At 65.2% G+C, this 16,420-nt stretch carries 17 protein-coding genes; 11 read left to right on the top strand and 6 right to left on the bottom strand.

The window, feature by feature from the left end:
• Window positions 1-21: 21 nt before the first annotated feature.
• A complete protein-coding gene (locus JQ572_RS20125) occupies window positions 22-1,446 on the bottom strand; it encodes an FAD-binding oxidoreductase (protein ID WP_211384553.1) in 1,425 nt (474 codons plus the stop codon).
• A gap of 86 nt (window positions 1,447-1,532) precedes the next feature.
• On the opposite strand from JQ572_RS20125, the gene JQ572_RS20120 reads away from it, so the two are divergent.
• A complete protein-coding gene (locus tag JQ572_RS20120) occupies window positions 1,533-2,039 on the top strand; it encodes a thioesterase family protein (RefSeq protein ID WP_211384552.1) in 507 nt (168 codons plus the stop codon).
• A 6-nt stretch (window positions 2,040-2,045) separates the two neighbouring features.
• On the opposite strand, the gene JQ572_RS20115 is transcribed toward JQ572_RS20120, so the two are convergent.
• Window positions 2,046-2,219 (bottom strand): DUF1328 domain-containing protein, encoded by a 174-nt coding sequence (locus JQ572_RS20115; RefSeq protein WP_211384551.1) that lies wholly within the window; start codon window positions 2,217-2,219, stop codon window positions 2,046-2,048.
• A 240-nt stretch (window positions 2,220-2,459) separates the two neighbouring features.
• On the opposite strand from JQ572_RS20115, the gene JQ572_RS20110 reads away from it, so the two are divergent.
• From JQ572_RS20110 to JQ572_RS20075, 8 genes are all read left to right on the top strand, one after another.
• A complete protein-coding gene (locus tag JQ572_RS20110; RefSeq protein ID WP_211384550.1) occupies window positions 2,460-5,066 on the top strand; it encodes an ATP-dependent helicase in 2,607 nt (868 codons plus the stop codon).
• 91 nt (window positions 5,067-5,157) lie between these two features.
• Window positions 5,158-5,574 (top strand): hypothetical protein, encoded by a 417-nt coding sequence (locus JQ572_RS20105; RefSeq protein ID WP_211384549.1) that lies wholly within the window; start codon window positions 5,158-5,160, stop codon window positions 5,572-5,574.
• A complete protein-coding gene (locus tag JQ572_RS20100; RefSeq protein ID WP_211384548.1) occupies window positions 5,574-6,245 on the top strand; it encodes an OmpA family protein in 672 nt (223 codons plus the stop codon). The genes JQ572_RS20105 and JQ572_RS20100 overlap by 1 nt, the downstream gene beginning before the upstream one ends.
• A gap of 153 nt (window positions 6,246-6,398) precedes the next feature.
• Entirely contained in the window at window positions 6,399-6,935 is a 537-nt protein-coding gene (locus JQ572_RS20095) for an Mpo1 family 2-hydroxy fatty acid dioxygenase (protein ID WP_211384547.1), read from the top strand.
• A 29-nt stretch (window positions 6,936-6,964) separates the two neighbouring features.
• On the top strand, window positions 6,965-7,996 hold the full coding sequence (locus JQ572_RS20090; protein ID WP_211384546.1) for an NAD-dependent epimerase/dehydratase family protein: 1,032 nt from the start codon (window positions 6,965-6,967) through the stop codon (window positions 7,994-7,996).
• Between the two features lie 30 nt (window positions 7,997-8,026).
• Window positions 8,027-8,653 (top strand): methyltransferase family protein, encoded by a 627-nt coding sequence (locus tag JQ572_RS20085; RefSeq protein WP_211384545.1) that lies wholly within the window; start codon window positions 8,027-8,029, stop codon window positions 8,651-8,653.
• A gap of 92 nt (window positions 8,654-8,745) precedes the next feature.
• A complete protein-coding gene (locus JQ572_RS20080) occupies window positions 8,746-8,955 on the top strand; it encodes a hypothetical protein (RefSeq protein WP_211384544.1) in 210 nt (69 codons plus the stop codon).
• A 225-nt stretch (window positions 8,956-9,180) separates the two neighbouring features.
• Window positions 9,181-10,485 (top strand): PQQ-dependent sugar dehydrogenase, encoded by a 1,305-nt coding sequence (locus JQ572_RS20075; RefSeq protein WP_211384543.1) that lies wholly within the window; start codon window positions 9,181-9,183, stop codon window positions 10,483-10,485.
• Between the two features lie 3 nt (window positions 10,486-10,488).
• Here the strand turns inward: JQ572_RS20075 and JQ572_RS20070 are convergent, their stop codons facing one another.
• Entirely contained in the window at window positions 10,489-11,313 is an 825-nt protein-coding gene (locus JQ572_RS20070) for an aspartate dehydrogenase (RefSeq protein WP_211384542.1), read from the bottom strand.
• A gap of 38 nt (window positions 11,314-11,351) precedes the next feature.
• A complete protein-coding gene (locus JQ572_RS20065) occupies window positions 11,352-12,269 on the bottom strand; it encodes a LysR family transcriptional regulator (RefSeq protein WP_211384541.1) in 918 nt (305 codons plus the stop codon).
• A gap of 132 nt (window positions 12,270-12,401) precedes the next feature.
• Between JQ572_RS20065 and JQ572_RS20060 the strand changes: the two genes are divergently transcribed.
• Together JQ572_RS20060 and JQ572_RS20055 are read left to right on the top strand one after the other, a co-directional pair.
• Window positions 12,402-13,700 carry an MFS transporter gene (locus JQ572_RS20060; protein ID WP_211384540.1) on the top strand — a complete coding sequence of 433 codons (1,299 nt, stop codon included), beginning with the start codon at window positions 12,402-12,404 and terminating at the stop codon, window positions 13,698-13,700.
• Between the two features lie 21 nt (window positions 13,701-13,721).
• Window positions 13,722-14,795 carry a tartrate dehydrogenase gene (locus JQ572_RS20055; protein ID WP_211384539.1) on the top strand — a complete coding sequence of 358 codons (1,074 nt, stop codon included), beginning with the start codon at window positions 13,722-13,724 and terminating at the stop codon, window positions 14,793-14,795.
• A 36-nt stretch (window positions 14,796-14,831) separates the two neighbouring features.
• Here the strand turns inward: JQ572_RS20055 and JQ572_RS20050 are convergent, their stop codons facing one another.
• Both JQ572_RS20050 and JQ572_RS20045 read right to left on the bottom strand, forming a co-directional pair.
• Window positions 14,832-15,638, bottom strand: a complete 807-nt coding sequence (locus tag JQ572_RS20050; RefSeq protein ID WP_249129163.1) for a tetratricopeptide repeat protein — start codon at window positions 15,636-15,638, stop codon at window positions 14,832-14,834.
• 60 nt (window positions 15,639-15,698) lie between these two features.
• The gene (locus JQ572_RS20045) at window positions 15,699-16,316 is read right to left on the bottom strand and encodes a FecR family protein (protein WP_315986369.1); all 618 of its coding nucleotides are present in this window, start codon (window positions 16,314-16,316) and stop codon (window positions 15,699-15,701) included.
• Between the last annotated feature and the right edge of the window lie 104 nt (window positions 16,317-16,420).

The raw sequence follows: 16,420 nt of genomic DNA, 5'->3' as shown, positions 1-16,420 counted from the left end.
GCGAACGCGACGCAGCAGGCGCTACGCCTCCGGCACGATCTTGCCGGGGTTGAAGATGTTGAGCGGATCGAGCGCCTTTTTCAGCGCGCGCATCGCGTCGATCGCCTCGGGGCCGAGCTCCGCCTTGAGGTATTTCTGCTTGCCCTGGCCGATGCCGTGCTCGCCGGTGCAGGTGCCGTCCATCGCCTGCGCGCGCTCGACCAGGCGATGCATGAACTCTTCGCCGCGCGCCATCTCGTCGGCGTCGTTGGTGTCGCAGACCAGCGAGCAGTGGAAATTGCCGTCGCCGACATGGCCGACGATCGGCGACAACAAATTGAGGCGCTTCAGATCCTCCTCGGTCTCGCCGACGCATTCGGCAAGGCGCGAGATCGGCACGCAGACGTCGGTCGCGACCACGCCGATGCTGTCGCCGGGCCGCAGCGCCTTCACCGACCAATAGGCATCGTGCCGCGCCTGCCAAAGTTTTGTTCGATCCTCCGGCTTGGTGGTCCAGGAGAAATCGCCGCCGCCGCAGTCCTTGGCGATCTCGCCGAAGGCCTTGGACTGCTCGGCGACCTCGATCTCGCTGCCGTGGAATTCCATCAAGAGCAGCGGCGTCTCCGGCAGCGTCAGCTTCGAATAGGCGTTGCAGGCCTTGACCTGCGCGGCGTTGAGCAGCTCGATGCGCGCCACGGGAATGCCGGTCTGGATCGCCAGGATCACGGCCTGACACGCCCCATGCACGGTCTCGAACGACACCGCGCCGGCCGCGATCGTGTCGGGGATGCCGCGCAGCCGAATGGTCAATTCCGAGATGATCCCGAGCGTACCCTCGGCACCGACGAACAGATGCGTCAGGTCGTAGCCCGCGGAGGATTTTTTCGCGCGGGTGCCGGTCGTGATGATCTCGCCGTCGCCGCGTACCACCTTCAGCGCCAGCACGCTGTCGCGCATGGTGCCGTAGCGCACCGCATTGGTGCCGGAGGCGCGGGTCGAGGCCATGCCGCCGAGCGAGGCGTCCGCGCCGGGATCGATCGGGAAGAACAGGCCCTGGTCGCGCAGATGCTCGTTCAGCGCCTTGCGGGTGACGCCGGGCTGGATCACGCAGTCGAGGTCCTCGGCATGCACCGCGAGGACCTTGTTCATGTCGCGCAGGTCGATCGAGATGCCACCGGCGGGCGCGTTGACCTGGCCTTCCAGCGAGGTGCCGGTGCCGAAGGCGATGACAGGCACACGGTTTTTGGCGCAGATCCGCACCACGTCCTGGATGTCGGCGGTCTCCTGCGCCATCACCACGCCGTCCGGCGGCTGATTGACGATCCATGTCGTGGTGTGGCCGTGCTGCTCGCGCACGGCCTGCGAGGTGATGAGGCGGTTGCCGAACCGTGCGGCAAGCTGCTCCAGCGCGCTTGCGAGGGCTTTCGGCTCCGGCCGCGGCGGATTATTGGTGATGGTCGTACCCACGGACATTCCTCCCGACAGAAGAACCGTGGCAAAGGACATCTAACCGGTCAAGTCAAGCGACCGAACGCATAGCCCGGGAAGGAAACATGCCCGACACCGCCGCCACAGCCCCCAACGCGGAGCCGTTCCGGACCTCGATCATGCAGATCGAGCCGCAATGGATCGACTATAACGGCCATCTCAACATGGCCTATTACAACGTGATGTTCGACCGTGCGATCGACGAGTTCTGGCTCGAGCTCGGGATCGGTCCTACTTACAAGAAGGAGCGCCACGGCTCGACCTTCACTGCCGAATGCCATGTGCGCTATCTGCGCGAGATCCACCTCGGCGATCCCGTGCAGATCCTGGTCTGGCTGCTGGAGGCCGACGACAAGCGGCTGCACACGTTCGAGGAGATGAGGCATGCCACCGAAGGCTGGCTGTCGGCCACCTCGGAGAACATGTCGCTGCATATGGACATGAACGCGCGGCGCGTTGCACCGTTTCCACCCGACATCCAGCAGCGTATCGCCGGGGTCGCCAAGGCCCACAGCGCCCTGCCGCGGCCCGAGGGCATCGGCCGAAACGTGGCGATGCCCTCGAAGCGGTAAGCGCCGCTAGACCCTGGTGCGGCCGCGGGCCAATCCGACCACGGCCGAGACCAGGAACAGGACAACCGCGATGAAGAAGATGATCTTGGCGATCTCGATCGATGCGCCGGCGAGGCCGCCAAAGCCCAGAATACCCGCGATCAGTGCGATAATCAGAAACGTCACAACCCAGCTCAGCATGGTCAAAACCTCTGTTTCAATGACTGTCCGCGAACGGCGCGACTGACGCGCCTCACTTGCCCAAACAATCTCCAACTCGGAACATTGGTTCCGGCCCGCTGCCGCCGGAAATTCGCCTGCCCGCAGGAACAAAATCGCCCCGCCGCGCACGTGGAAAACCTCTTCCCGGCGCCCCATATAGGCACCAATCCCTGTTATGAAGGCTCCCTTCCGCAACCCCGCGGTGCCATCGTGGGGCCAATGATTCGCATGACCGAGCCGAGCAAGATCACCAGCGTCCCCGACCACCAGCCCGCAGCCGGCGGCATTGCCGCGCGTGCGCGCGCCTCGGTGGGCCCGAAATACCTGTCCGGGCTCAATCCCGAGCAGCGCGACGCCGTGGAGACCTTGGACGGTCCGGTCCTGGTGCTGGCCGGCGCCGGCACCGGCAAGACCCGCGTGCTGACCACGCGTATCGCCCACATCCTGAGCCAGGGCCGCGCCCGCCCCGCCGAGATCCTGTCGGTGACATTCACCAACAAGGCCGCGCGCGAGATGAAGCACCGGCTCGGCCAGATGCTCGGCCACGCCGTCGAAGGCATGCCGTGGCTCGGCACCTTCCACTCCATCGGCGGGCGCATCCTGCGCACCCATGCCGAGCTGGCGCAGCTCAAGTCGAACTTCACCGTGCTCGATGTCGACGATCAGGTGCGGCTGCTCAAGCAGCTGCTGCAGGCCGACAACATCGACGACAAGCGCTGGCCGGCGCGCATGCTGGCCGGGCTGATCGACGGCTGGAAGAACCGCGGCCTGACGCCGTCGCAGGTGCCGCCAGGCGAAGCCGCCGTCTTCGCCAACGGCAAGGGCGGCAAGCTCTATGCGAGCTACCAGGAGCGACTGAAGATCTTGAACGCCGCCGATTTCGGCGACCTGCTGCTCGAAGACATCCGCATCTTCCGCGAGCACCCGGATATTTTGCGGCAGTACCAGCAGCGCTTCAAATTCATCCTGGTCGACGAGTACCAGGACACCAACGTCGCGCAATATCTGTGGCTAAGGCTGCTGTCGCAGGCGCCGACGTCCAACCCGTCATTGCCGGGATTGACCCGGCCATCCATCGATTCTTCGCGAGATGGATCACCGGGTCTCGACGCTTCGCGCCGGCCCGGTGATGACGAGAGCGATGATGCGGCGCCGCCCCCCGTTACTGAAAAAGCCCACGTCAAGAACATCTGCTGCGTCGGCGACGACGACCAGTCGATCTATGGCTGGCGCGGCGCCGAGGTCGACAACATCCTGCGCTTCGACCACGATTTCCCCGGCGCCAAGGTGATCCGCCTCGAGCGCAATTACCGCTCGACCGGCCACATCCTCGCCGCCGCCTCGCACCTGATCGCCCATAACGAAGGCCGGCTCGGCAAGACGCTGCGCACCGAGGACCAGGACGGCGAAAAGGTCACGGTGACGGGCTCGTGGGATTCGGAAGAGGAAGCGCGCGGCATCGGCGAGGAGATCGAGCAGATCCAGCGTCAGGGCGAGAAGCTCAACGAGATCGCGATCCTGGTGCGCGCCTCGTACCAGATGCGCGAATTCGAAGACCGCTTCGTCACGCTCGGCCTGCCCTATCGCGTCATCGGCGGCCCGCGCTTCTACGAGCGCGCCGAAATCCGCGACGCGCTGGCTTATCTGCGCGTGATCAACTCGCCCGCCGACGATCTCGCCTTCGAGCGCATCGTCAACGTCCCCAAGCGCGGCCTTGGCGATGCCACCGTGCAGATGCTGCACGACCACGCCCGCAAGCGCCGGATTCCCTTGTTCGAGGCCGCGCGCGCGGTGGTCGAGACCGACGAGCTGAAGCCGAAGGCGCGCGGGTCCCTGCGCGACGTCGTCGCCCAGTTCGACCGCTGGCGCGCCCAGCGCGAGGTCACCGCGCATACCGATCTTGCCCAGATCGTGCTCGACGAGAGCGGCTATACCGAGATGTGGCAGAAGGACCGTTCGGCGGACGCCGCGGGCCGGCTTGAGAACCTCAAGGAGCTGGTGCGCTCGATGGAGGAGTTCGAGAACCTGCAAGGATTCCTCGAGCACATCTCGCTGGTGATGGACCGCGACAGCGGGGCCGATGAGGACGCGGTGTCGCTGATGACTCTGCATTCGGCCAAGGGCCTCGAATTCGACAACGTGTTCCTGCCGGGCTGGGAGGAAGGCCTGTTCCCGAGCCAGCGTACGCTGGACGAGCAGGGCCGCGCCGGCCTGGAAGAAGAGCGCAGGCTCGGCCATGTCGGCCTGACCCGCGCCCGCCGCCGGGCAAAAATCTACTTCGCGACCAACCGCCGGATTCATGGCACTTGGTCGACCACGATCCCGTCGCGCTTCCTCGACGAATTGCCGGCGGCCAATGTCGAGATCACGGAATCCAAGGGCGGCTCCGCCTGGGGCGGCACCGGCGGCTACGGCGCCTCCCGCTTCGACGACATGGAGGCTTTCGGGTCGACCTATTCGACGCCCGGCTGGCAGCGCGCCCAGGCAAACCGGGAAGGCAACCGCAACCGGGGCCAGGCGAATGGACAGGGCCGCAATGGCGGCGGTAGCGGCGGCTTCGAGGAACAGGCATCGTCGTTCTCGTCCGCGTCATCCTCGCCCGATTTCGGCAGCTTCTCCCCGCGCCGCCGCGGCCCCATGACGATCGAGGGCGAGCTGGTCGCCAAATCCACCGGCACGACCTCGGAATTCTCGCTCTCCGACCGCGTCTTCCACCAGAAATTCGGCTACGGCCGCGTCACCAGGATCGACGGCAACAAGCTCACCATCGCCTTCGACAAGGCCGGCGAGAAGAAGGTCGTGGACAGCTTCGTGCAGCGGGCGTGAGGCACTGCCCTGTTGCGGCAGCGTTACGGCGCCATCTTTCTTCCCTCCCCGCCCCTTGACCATCGCGAACTTCCCCGTATCAGATGCGCCCATGGTCCGGGGCTCCGTCACATCGATCGTGCTGGCATTGGTTATGCCGTCGCTTGCGGCGGCGGAGACCATGAGCTTTGGCGATTCGCTCGGGCTCCTGGCCAAGAGCTGCGGCGCGGAAATCGTCGCCAATTGCCGCGGCGTCAATCCGGACTCGACCCGGCTGAAGGAATGCCTGTCGCGCAACCGCGACGTGCTGTCCCAGCAGTGCCAGAGCGACTATCTCGGTGCCTTCGACGCGATCCAGAAGCGCGTTGCCGCCCGCGTCACCGTGGCGAACGTCTGCCAGCGCGAGATCGTCAAGGTCTGCGGCGGCTCGACCAAGGAAACCAGCAAATCGGTCCCCTGCCTGGTCTCGACGCCCAAGGGTATCAGCAACAACTGCCTGAAGGCCGTCGACGACGCGGGGTACCGCTGATGCGCGCGAACAGGCTGTCGACCGCCGGACTCTGCATCACGCTCGGCCTCGCCTTGCTCGCGGACGCGGCAGCTGCGCAAACGGCGCCGCCGACCCGCGACGACATCGTCGGCAAGCTCAACCATTTCGAACAGGCCGCCGAGGTCGACATCCCCGCGCTGAAGCAGCAGGTGATGGAGCGGGCCAAGGCCAGGATCAAGAACGACCCGGGTCCGGTGAACCGGCCGCTGATCGCGCCAGACCTCGCCAGCCTGCCGACCTTCACCGCGCAGATCCAGTTCGACGCCGACACGCCGATCATCCAGCCGACGTCCTACCAGACCGTCGGCCGCATTGCCGACGCGCTGGTTCACGCCTCCCTGCTGCCCTACACCTTCCTGATCGTCGGCCACGTCGAATCCAATGCGAAGACGCGCGAGGCCAACGCGATCCTGAGCCAGCGCCGGGCGGACGCGATCCGCGACGTGCTGGTGAACACGTTTAAGATCTCGACCAAGCGGCTGCACCCAATCGGCCTCGGCGAGGAGCAGTTTATCGACCGCGCCAAGCCGACTTCGGCCGTCAACGGCCAGTTGCAGATTCTGACCTACGCCAAGCTGCCGGATGACGCGCCAGCGCGTCCGGTTGCGACACCTGTGCCTGCGACGAAAAAGCCCGCCAAGAAGCGCTGATCATACGTGCCCGGCGCCTGACGGAACCCTTTGAAGTCCCGATCGTTTGTGACCTGTCCCACGGCGCGACAGAACGGTTTTGCGCGACAATAGTGCCGGTTTGTGCACCGCCCTATCAGGTGCTATAGGCTTTTTTCGACCTTCCCCGACCCCATGCTGCACGAGACCGAGATGGCCAGTTATTTTCAACGTCAACTGGCCGACTACGTCGAATATCATCGCGATCCCTGGAACTGCGCGATGCACGTGGTCGGCATCCTCCTGCTCTTCACCGGCGCCGTGCTGCCGCTGACCTTCGTGCATTTCCCGATCTTCGGGATCGAGGTGAGTCTGGCCGTGATTCTGGCCCTGCCGGTGCTGGTTTACTGGCTGATGCTGGACGCCGGGATCGGGCTTGGCATCCTCGCCGCGATGATCGTGCTGCTTTCGGTCGCAACCGCGATCGGAAATCAGGTCTCGATCGTCATGATGTGGTCGATTTTTGCGGTGCTGATCGGATTTGGCGTCGCAGCGCAGGTCGTCGGCCACAAGGTTTTCGAGGAGCGGCAGCCGTCGATGGTCGACCACCCCACGCATTTCCTGCTTGGACCGATGTTTGTCATGGCAAAATTATTCATTGCATTGGGCTTCCGTCGCGACCTTGCCGCGATTCTGGCGCCTCTTCCCACCAATTCCCTTTCAACCCGATAGTCCTCGAAGCGAAACAGCAAACCTTCTGCATGGCTCTCGTACTGGTTACCGGTGGCAGTGGCTTCATCGGACATCATCTCGTCGAAGCGCTCCGCGCCCGTGGGCATCGGGTGCGTGTTCTCGATGTCCGTGCGCCGGACGCGGCGCATGCCGACGTTGAATATGCCCATGGCTCGGTGCTGGACAGCACCGCGGTCGATGCCGCGCTGGCCGGCGTCGATCAGGTCTATCACCTCGCCGGCCTGCCCGGCATGTGGGTCGCCGACAAGCAGGCCTTTCATGACGTCAATTGCCGCGGTACCGAAATCGTGCTCGCGGCCGCGATGCAGCGCGGCGTGTCGCGCTTCTTGCACTGCTCGACGGAATCGATCCTGTTCCGCTATTCCGACCTGGGCGGTGTTCCCGCCGAAGAGGCGCTGCAGCGGGCCGATGCGATGCCGGGCGCCTATACGCGGTCGAAGTCGCTGGCCGAGCATTGCGCCGCGAAGGCCGCGGCTGCAGGCTTCCCGCTGGTGATCGGCACGCCGACCATGCCGATCGGCGCCGCCGACCACAACCTGACGCCGCCGACCGCGATGCTGTGGTACTTCCTGCAGAAGAAGGTGCAGCCGCACCTCAACTTCCCGGTCAACCTCGTCGACGTCCGCGACGTTGCCATGGGCCTCGTGCTGACGATGGAACGCGGCCGCATCGGCCAGCGCTACATCCTCGGCGGCGACTGCGTCCCGCTCGGCAACATCCTGCGGATGATGTCGGCGATGAGCGGGCGCCGGCAGTTTCCGGTCGTCGTGCCCGGCAAAATCGCCGAGCTCTCCGCGATCATGCTCGAATACGTCTCCGACCACATCACGCGCCGGCCGCCCAACGGCACCGCCGAGGGCGTGCGCATTGCGCTCGCCGCGAGCGACCTCTCGATCGGCAAGGCGCGCACCGAGCTCGGCTATTCGCCGCGCCCGATCGAGCCCGTGTTGCGCGAAACCATCACCCATCTTCTCGCCCGCGGCGTCGCGCCCGCTTCCGGCGCCATCGAGCATCACGCGCTCTCCTCGCGCGCCAGCTGAGCTGCCGCCCAACCCAAAGAACCTTTCCGCATGTCCTTCGATTTCAGCAAGCTTCTCTCTGTCGCCTGGGGTGGCTGGACCACGACCTGGCCGACCGAACTGCTGGCTCTGATCTGGCTCGCCTTTCTCGCCAGCTGGGTGGGCGCCTCGTTCTGGCAGGGCCGGACCAAGAAGCAGGTCATGACGCTGGAGTCGCAGCGCTATAGCCTGCCGATCCTGGTCGGCGGCATCCTGTACACGCCGTGGGTTGCGGAGCTCCTGGGCTGGAAGCCGCTCTGGGTGCTCGGCGACAGCGGCATCTATGTCGCCGCGATGCTGTCGATCGCCGGCATCGCCTTCGCCTGGTGGGGCCGGCTGCATCTCGGAAAGTTCTGGTCCAACACCATCACCCACAAAGAAGACCACCGCGTCATCGACACCGGCCCCTACGGCATCGTGCGTCACCCGATCTACACTGGGTTGATCTTCGGCATGCTCGTCACCGGGATCGCGATCGGCATGGTCACGACGATCCTGGGCGCGATCCTGATCTCGCTCGGCATGTGGCAGAAGGGCCGGATGGAAGAAGTGTTCCTGTCCAAGGAGCTCGGCGAGGACGCCTACGGCGCCTATTGCCGCCGCGTGCCGATGATCATCCCGTTCCTGTCGCCGCGCTGAGGGCAGGTACGCCCGAAACATTCAGCCAGGAACCACCTTTTCCCAAGCCCGTTAACTTCTCGACACCTGCACAGACCGCAGAGCATCGAGCCATGTCGGACGCCTACGATTATTTTCGCGAGCACGCGATCGCCTCCGTGCGCAAGGCGCGGGCGCTGCCGCCCGGGCGGCCGAAGCAGAAGCAGCGCACGGTCGCGCGGGTCTATCACCTGCTCTCCAAGGAAGCTGCGCTTGCGCCGAACGTCCATCACCTCGAGGATTTTCGGACGGCGCGACGGCTGGAACGGCAAGTCCAACGCTGATCCCCGCCCCTATGCAAATTCGGCCGGCAGCCATTCCACGGGAATAGACCTCTGCTGAGTTCCGCCACGGTTGACCTTTTTACCGCGACCAAGTTGGATGCGCGCGCAACGAGGCACGACGACATCCATCGTGGATCTGAGGAGGTCGACGATCAGGCCTGAGCCCGCGCGGGGCCTGGTGCGATCCGGCGTCGGACAGTGCCGCAGGTTCGACAGGGGCTTCTCATGAATTTTTCCAGCATTTTTGCGCAGTTCGTCGCGCTCCTCGGCGGCATCGCGCTGCAATGGCGGAAGCTGACGGGGACCCAGCCCGCGCCCGCCTGGGGCCACGCGCCCGCCATTCCCGAAGCCAAACCGCAAGGCGCGATCCCGACCCTGAAGATGCCGACCGCGCGCGGCTGGAGCGAAGGGCAGAAGCCGACGGCAGCCGCCGGGCTCAAGGTCAACGCGTTCGCAACCGGCCTCGACCATCCGCGCTGGATCGAGGTGCTGCCCAATGGCGACGTGCTGATCGCGGAAGCGACGCAGATCGCAGGCGCCCCGCGATCCGTGTTTCACTACGCGATGCAGGCGACGATGCGGCGCGCCGCCGCGCTCGGCGTTTCCGCCAACCGCATCACGCTGCTCCGCGACAAGGACGGTGACGGCGTCGCCGAAGTTCGCGGCGCCTTCATGGAAAACCTCAGCCAGCCGTTCGGCATGGCGCTGGTCGGCGACACCTTCTATGTCGGCAACACCGACGGCGTGATGGCCTTTCCTTACGTCGCGAATGCCGACAGCATCACCGCGCCAGGCAAGCGGCTCACCACCTTCAAGCCTAGCGGGCACTGGACGCGCAGCCTGCTCGCAAGCCCCGACGGCAAGAAGCTCTATGCGGGCGTCGGCTCACTCAGCAACATTGCCGAGATGGGCATGGAGGTCGAGGAAGGCCGCGCCGCGGTCTATGAGCTCGATCTCCTCGCCGGCACGCATCGCATCTTCGGTGCCGGCCTGCGCAACCCGGTCGGCCTTGCCTGGGAGCCGAACACGAACGTGCTCTGGACCGTCGTCAACGAGCGCGACGGCCTCGGCGACGAGACGCCGCCGGATTATCTCACCTCAGTGCGCGACGGCGGCTTCTACGGCTGGCCCTATTGCTACTGGGGCAAGACGGTGGACGACCGCGTGCCGCAGGATCCGACGATGGTCGCCAAGGCGCTCACGCCGGACTACGCGCTCGGCGGCCACACCGCCTCGCTCGGCCTGTGCTGGATGCCCGCCGGCACGCTGCCCGGTTTCCCCGACGGCATGGCGATCGGCCAGCACGGCTCGTGGAATCGCAGCACGCTGTCCGGCTACAAACTGGTGTTCATCCCGTTCGCGAACGGCAAACCCTCCGGCCCGGCGCGCGACATCCTGTCGGGCTTCCTCGCGCCGGACGAGAAGGAATCCTACGGCCGCCCGGTTGGCGTCGTGATCGGTCCCGACAAGAAGTCGCTGCTGATGGCCGACGACGTCGGCAACGTGATCTGGCGCGTCACAGGCGCGTAAAGGTTACGTCCCGACGCACAGCGTGGCGCGCTGCTTGCGCAGCAGCGCGACCACTGAGAGTGCCGTGATCAATCCCGTCTTGGGATTCTCCGACGGGATGTTCTCGATGGACATCGAGAAGCGCGCCGAATCGGCCTCGACCTCGACGCGATGAACGTTGCGCGTCACGCCTGGGTCGGCCCATATCTGCACCATTGTGCGGTCGGGCCCGACACCGGCGAGCGACAGCGCGACCGCGACGTTGAGATTGGCGGGAAAACCCTTTGCGGCCTCGCGCGCCGTGCCCTCGAACAGCTTGAGCGGCTCGCGCAGCTTGTCGATGTCGATGTTGTTCTCGACGATGAACGGCGCGCCCTTCAAGCCATCGATCGGCTTGCGCGTCACCATCCTCACCGAATGAATGGTGCCAATCGCGGCGGCATTGACGGCATCGAGCCCGATCAGCGCGCCCGTCGGCACGATGATGCGGCCGCCATTGGCGCGGGCGAGATCGACCAGATCGAAATTGTCGAGCAGCCCGCCGACGCTGACGACGACCGCGGCCTTGCCGCGCTTCACCGCGGGCTCGACGATCGCACGCAACTGGCTGCTCGGCGCGCATTCGACCACGATGTCGGCGGCCTCGCCGAGCCGGTCGATCGGCAGCACCTGCGGCAGGCGGCGCAGGCCACCCAGAAAGGCTTGATGCTTGGCGGGATCGCGCACGGCGACGGCGGACAATGTCAGCCCCTCGATGCCCTGATCGAGCGCGGTCGCGATCCTGGTGCCGATCGAGCCCAGCCCTGCAATGGCCACCCGCAACTCGTTCGAAGCTTTCTGACGGCTCATCACATCACACCTTCTGTCCACGCCAACGTCATAGCTCCTCACGCCTCCCGCGCATAGCTGCGCAGGCGTGCCTCGAGCACCGACAGCATTGCATCGCGGGCCGGATCGCGCGAGCCGCGCATCCAAGCGGCGGCAAGAGGCAGTCGGCCGACGGGACCGCTCTGCTTCGGCCGCAGCGGCACGAAGCGCACGCCCGTCACTGCCATCCGCGTGGTCCAGCGCGGCACGATCGCGACCCCGAGCCTGGTTGCCACCAGATGGATGATGGTTTGCTTCTCGTCGGCGACCTGCACGATGCGCGGAGTGAGGCCCGCCTGCTCGAACAGCTTGATGGTGAGGTCGTGGCTATGCGGCCGCGAGCGGCGGTCCGGCACCAGCATCGCTTCGTCGGCGATCTCGGCCAGCGTGACCGACTTCTTCCCGGCCAGCGCGTGGCGCTGCGGGAATGCCACGATGGCAGTCTCCTGGATAAGGTCGCGGAACTCGAGCCGCTTGTCCGGCTGCACCGGCGGGCGCACGAAGGCAAGATCAAGCGCGCCGGTCAGGATCTTCGGCAGCAGCCGGACAGTCTTGTCCTCCAGAAGCTGCACCGCGATGTCAGGATGCTTGTCGCGGAAATCACGCAGCAGCGGCGGCAGCAATCCCGCCGCCGCGCTGTCGATGGCACCGACCCGCAGCCGCCGCGCGGCCCCCGCACGCGAACGGTTGCGCAGATTATTCTCGACCGCCTCGACCCGCGCGAGGATGGCGCGAGCATCGCGCAAGAGCGTTGCGCCGTCTTCCGTCAGCGACACCGCACGCGTCGTCCGCGCGAACAGCCGCGTGCCCAGATCCTGTTCCAGCAGCCTGATCTGGCGCCCGAGCGCGGAGGGCAGCATCTGGAGCTGCTGCGCCGCGCGGCCGAAATGCAGCTGTTCGGCCGCCGCCACGAAGCATCGAAGCTGATGCAATTCCATCGCGTACCCTCTCGTCTCGCCCGGCGAGGATTATATCATTTTTTTGTATAAACCAGCGCCAATTGAGCGAACCTCCCGCTCACGCCTAGGCTCACTGCGGCATAACGACAAACCGGATTCAGGGAGGCCAGGGTGGCGAGCGAGATTCAGACGCGCGTACTGCGCAAGATCACCTTGCGCATCGTTCCTTTCATCATGCTGCTCTACTTCGTGGCCTTCATCGACCGCGTCAATATCGGCTTTGCCTCGCTGACGATGAACAAGGACATCGGCCTGTCGCCCACGGTCTACGGCTTCGGTGCCGGCATCTTCTTCTGGGGCTATTTCCTGTTCGAGGTGCCCTCCAACATCATCCTGCACAAGATCGGCGCGCGGATCTGGATCGCACGGGTGATGATTACATGGGGCTTGGTCTCGGCCGCGATGGCCTTCGTGCAGGGACCGACCAGCTTCTACGTGCTGCGTTTCCTGCTCGGCGTCGCCGAAGCCGGCTTCTTTCCCGGCATCATCCTCTATCTCTCCTACTGGTTTCCGGCGCGCCAGCGAGCCGCGGTCACCGCGCTGTTCATGGCGGCCGCGCCGCTCTCGACCGTGCTGGGCTCGCCGGTTTCCGGCGCGCTGCTGGAGATGGACGGAATGCTCGGCCTCAAGGGCTGGCAATGGCTGTTCGTGCTGGAAGCGCTGCCGGCCGTGCTGCTCGGCTTCGTCGTGCTGGGCTTCCTGACCGATCGCCCGGAGAAGGCGAAATGGCTCGCGGAGGACGAGCGGCGCTGGCTGGTCGAGACGATGAATCTGGAGACCACCAGCAAGGCCGCGACCGCGAGCCACAGCATCTGGCGCGGGCTTGCCGATCCACGCGTGCTGGCGCTGGCGCTGATCTATTTCGGCACCTCGGCGGGGCTCTATACGCTCGGCGTCTGGGCCCCGCAGATCATCAAGCAGTTCGGCCTGTCCTCGCTTCAGGTCGGCTTCCTCAACGCGTTGCCGGCAACCGCCGCGGTCGTTGCCATGATCCTGTGGGCGCGGCATTCGGACCGCACCGGCGAGCGCACCTGGCATGTCGTGTGGGCCTGCCTGATTGCCGCAGCCGGGCTCGCCTATGCCGGCCTTGCGACCGGCGTCGTCGCCGTGCTGGTCGCGCTTGCCCTCGTCAATATCGGCATTTCCTCCGCAAAGCCGCCGCTGTGGAGCATGCCGACGCTGTTCCTGTCCGGTCCCGCGGCAGCGGCCGGCATCGCCACCATCAACTCGATCGGTAATCTCGGCGGCTTCGTCGGTCCCGCCATGATCGGCTGGATCAAGGACCGGACCGGCAGTTTTGTCGGCGGGCTTTACTTCGTCGCCGGCCTGCTCGTTCTCTCCGCGGCCGTCACCCTGCTATTGTCGCGCGCACAGCCCGTACCCGTCGAACCCGTCCCGCAATCTCACTGATCTCTCAAACGGAGCATTCTCATGCGCACACATTCGATCGCAGCCATTCCCGCCGACGGGATCGGCCCTGAGGTAATCTCGGCCGGTGTCCGGGTGCTGGAGGCGCTGGCGCAGCGCAGCGGCGACCTCGCGTTCACCATCAAGACGTTCGACTGGGGCTCGGACTATTACAAGAAGCACGGCGTGATGATGCCGGCCGATGGTCTCGCCGAGCTCAAGAAATTCGACGCGATCTATTTCGGCGCGGTCGGCGCGCCCGACGTGCCCGATCACATCACGCTGTGGGGGCTGCGGCTGCCGATCTGCCAGGGTTTTGACCAATATGCCAATGTGCGGCCGACCAAGATTTTGCCGGGTGTCGCCTCGCCGCTGCGCAATGTCGGCGTCGGCGACCTCGACTGGGTGATCGTGCGCGAGAATTCGGAAGGCGAATATGCCGGCATGGGCGGCCGCGCCCACAGGGGCCTGCCCGAGGAGGTCGGCACCGAGGTCGCGGTGTTCACCCGTGTCGGCGTGACGCGGATCATGCGCTACGCGTTCAAGCTCGCGCAGTCGCGTCCGCGCAAGTTCCTGACCGTGGTGACGAAGTCGAACGCGCAGCGCCACGGCATGGTGATGTGGGACGAGATCGCCGCCGAAGTCGCCGCCGAATTCCCCGACGTCGCCTGGGACAAGATGCTGGTCGACGCCATGACCGTGCGCATGACGCTGCATCCGAAGAGCCTCGACACCATCGTTGCGACCAATCTGCACGCCGACATCCTCTCCGATCTCGCCGGCGCGCTGGCGGGCAGCCTCGGCGTCGCGCCCACCGGCAACATCGATCCGCAGCGCCGCTTCCCCTCGATGTTCGAGCCGATCCACGGCTCGGCCTTCGACATCACCGGCAAGGGCATCGCCAATCCGGTCGCGACGTTCTGGACCGGCGCGCAGATGCTGGAGCATCTCGGCGAGAAGGACTCGGCCATGCGGCTGATGGCCGCAGTCGAGCGGGTCTGCGCGGCGGGCGTGCTGACGCCCGATGTCGGCGGCAAGGCGACGACGAAGGAAGTGACGGACGCCGTGATCGACGCGATCCACGGGTCGAACGTCTAGCAGGCCAGCGCCAATTTCGGTGGGCCAATCCTGACGTCACTGCACGCCGTAGCGGGCGAACTCGTCGGCGACTTTGACGTCGATGAGCTTTGCTGCCGAGACGTCGCGATCGCCGCCGGCATTGTCGCCCTGCCTGAGCCTGGCAAGTCCTCGTCCATAGAGCGCGCTTGCCAGGTTTGGTGCCAGGCGCAACGCAAAACTGTAGTCGTCGATCGCCGCGGCGAGCTGGCCCATCTTCAGATGGATCAGCGCGCGTGAATCGTATGTCGCAGCATCGTTCGACCCCGACTGGATCGCTCTGTCGCAATCGTCGAGCCCGGCCTGCAGATCGCCGATGACCGCTCGGGTCCAGCAGCGTCCGCTTCTTGCCCACGCCAAATTCGGATCGAGCCGGATGGCCTCGTCGAAATCCAGCGCGGCCCGATCATACCGGTTCAGCTTCAAGTGGGCTTCCGCGCGATTGGCGAAGGCGCTGCCATAAGCCGGGTTGAGCCTGATTGCCTCGTCGAAGGACTTGACCGCGTCCTCATATGCTCCCTTCCTCAAATAGGCGACGCCGCGATTATTCACCGGCTTGACATAGCCTGAGGCGAGCTCGATCGCTCGATCGAAATCGCTTATCGCACGGTCGTACTCCGCCGCTGCGGCATGGGCGTTGCCACGATTGTTGTAAGCCACAGCCAGCGCCTCCGGCTTGGCATCAGCCGAATTGATGAGCGCCGTACAGCCGGCGATCCGGGCTTGGGCCGGAATACGGTCTGTACCGTTGCACTGCTCAATGCTCTTGAGGTTACTATTTTTCTGCGGCTGCTGCGCGGCCGCCGGCAAACCGAGCGACAGCATCACGAGAATAGGCGCGACGCGGTCGATGATGGCGGCCCTGATAGTCATTTCCGTGTCGCTTCAGCATCCCCTGCAAATGTTCAGCCTTGGACCGCTCCCCCGGTCGGGCATTGCAGCAGTGACGCGCTTCTTCATCAACTTGCTCTTGCCCTCTTCGATGAGAGTCGAAAACCTGACCGCGCCGTCGTCCGAAACTTCGATGCGCGGGGTGGTGCCTCGGATTCCCATCGTTGCGACGGGCGTATCGACCTTCATATCGCCGGTCTTCGCGACCTGGCCGGCGACAAATGTCGCCGTTCCTCTGGCCAGATTGAAAAACGTTGCGTTGGACTTGCCGTCCGGCTCATACACGTATTCATCCAAGGTCATACGCGCGTTGCTCGACAGATTGAACGACGAGCCATCGCTGAAATTGATGCTGACCCGGCTGTCCGCTCCGGTTCGCACCACGTCGCGAAGATACACGACATCGCCAGCCCTCGTTTCAGCAGCCGGATCGCCAAGCTTCGCCTGGACCAAGACCGCACCTGCGTGCTCGATCGAAACCGAACCTGTAACGGCTACGACCTTGCCGATGGGTCTTGGCACGACGTCCTCAAGGCCGCGTGTCACGGGATTGACTTGAGCCTGCGCTTGCACCGCAAGAACACTTGCGGATGCCCAAATGAGGCCAGTCACGAATACTGCAATCGTATGTCTGCACATGACCCGCCCTTTCCGAGAAGATCTTGTTTGCGTGCCGCCTGAGGGGAGCTGTATGAGCCCCCGGCCAAGCTCGCAAT

Source organism: Bradyrhizobium sp. SZCCT0153, from assembly GCF_018129995.1.
Lineage (GTDB): Bacteria > Pseudomonadota > Alphaproteobacteria > Rhizobiales > Xanthobacteraceae > Bradyrhizobium > Bradyrhizobium japonicum_G.
Note: the sequence above shows the minus strand (reverse complement) of the source record. Positions and strands in the feature narration are given on the sequence as shown.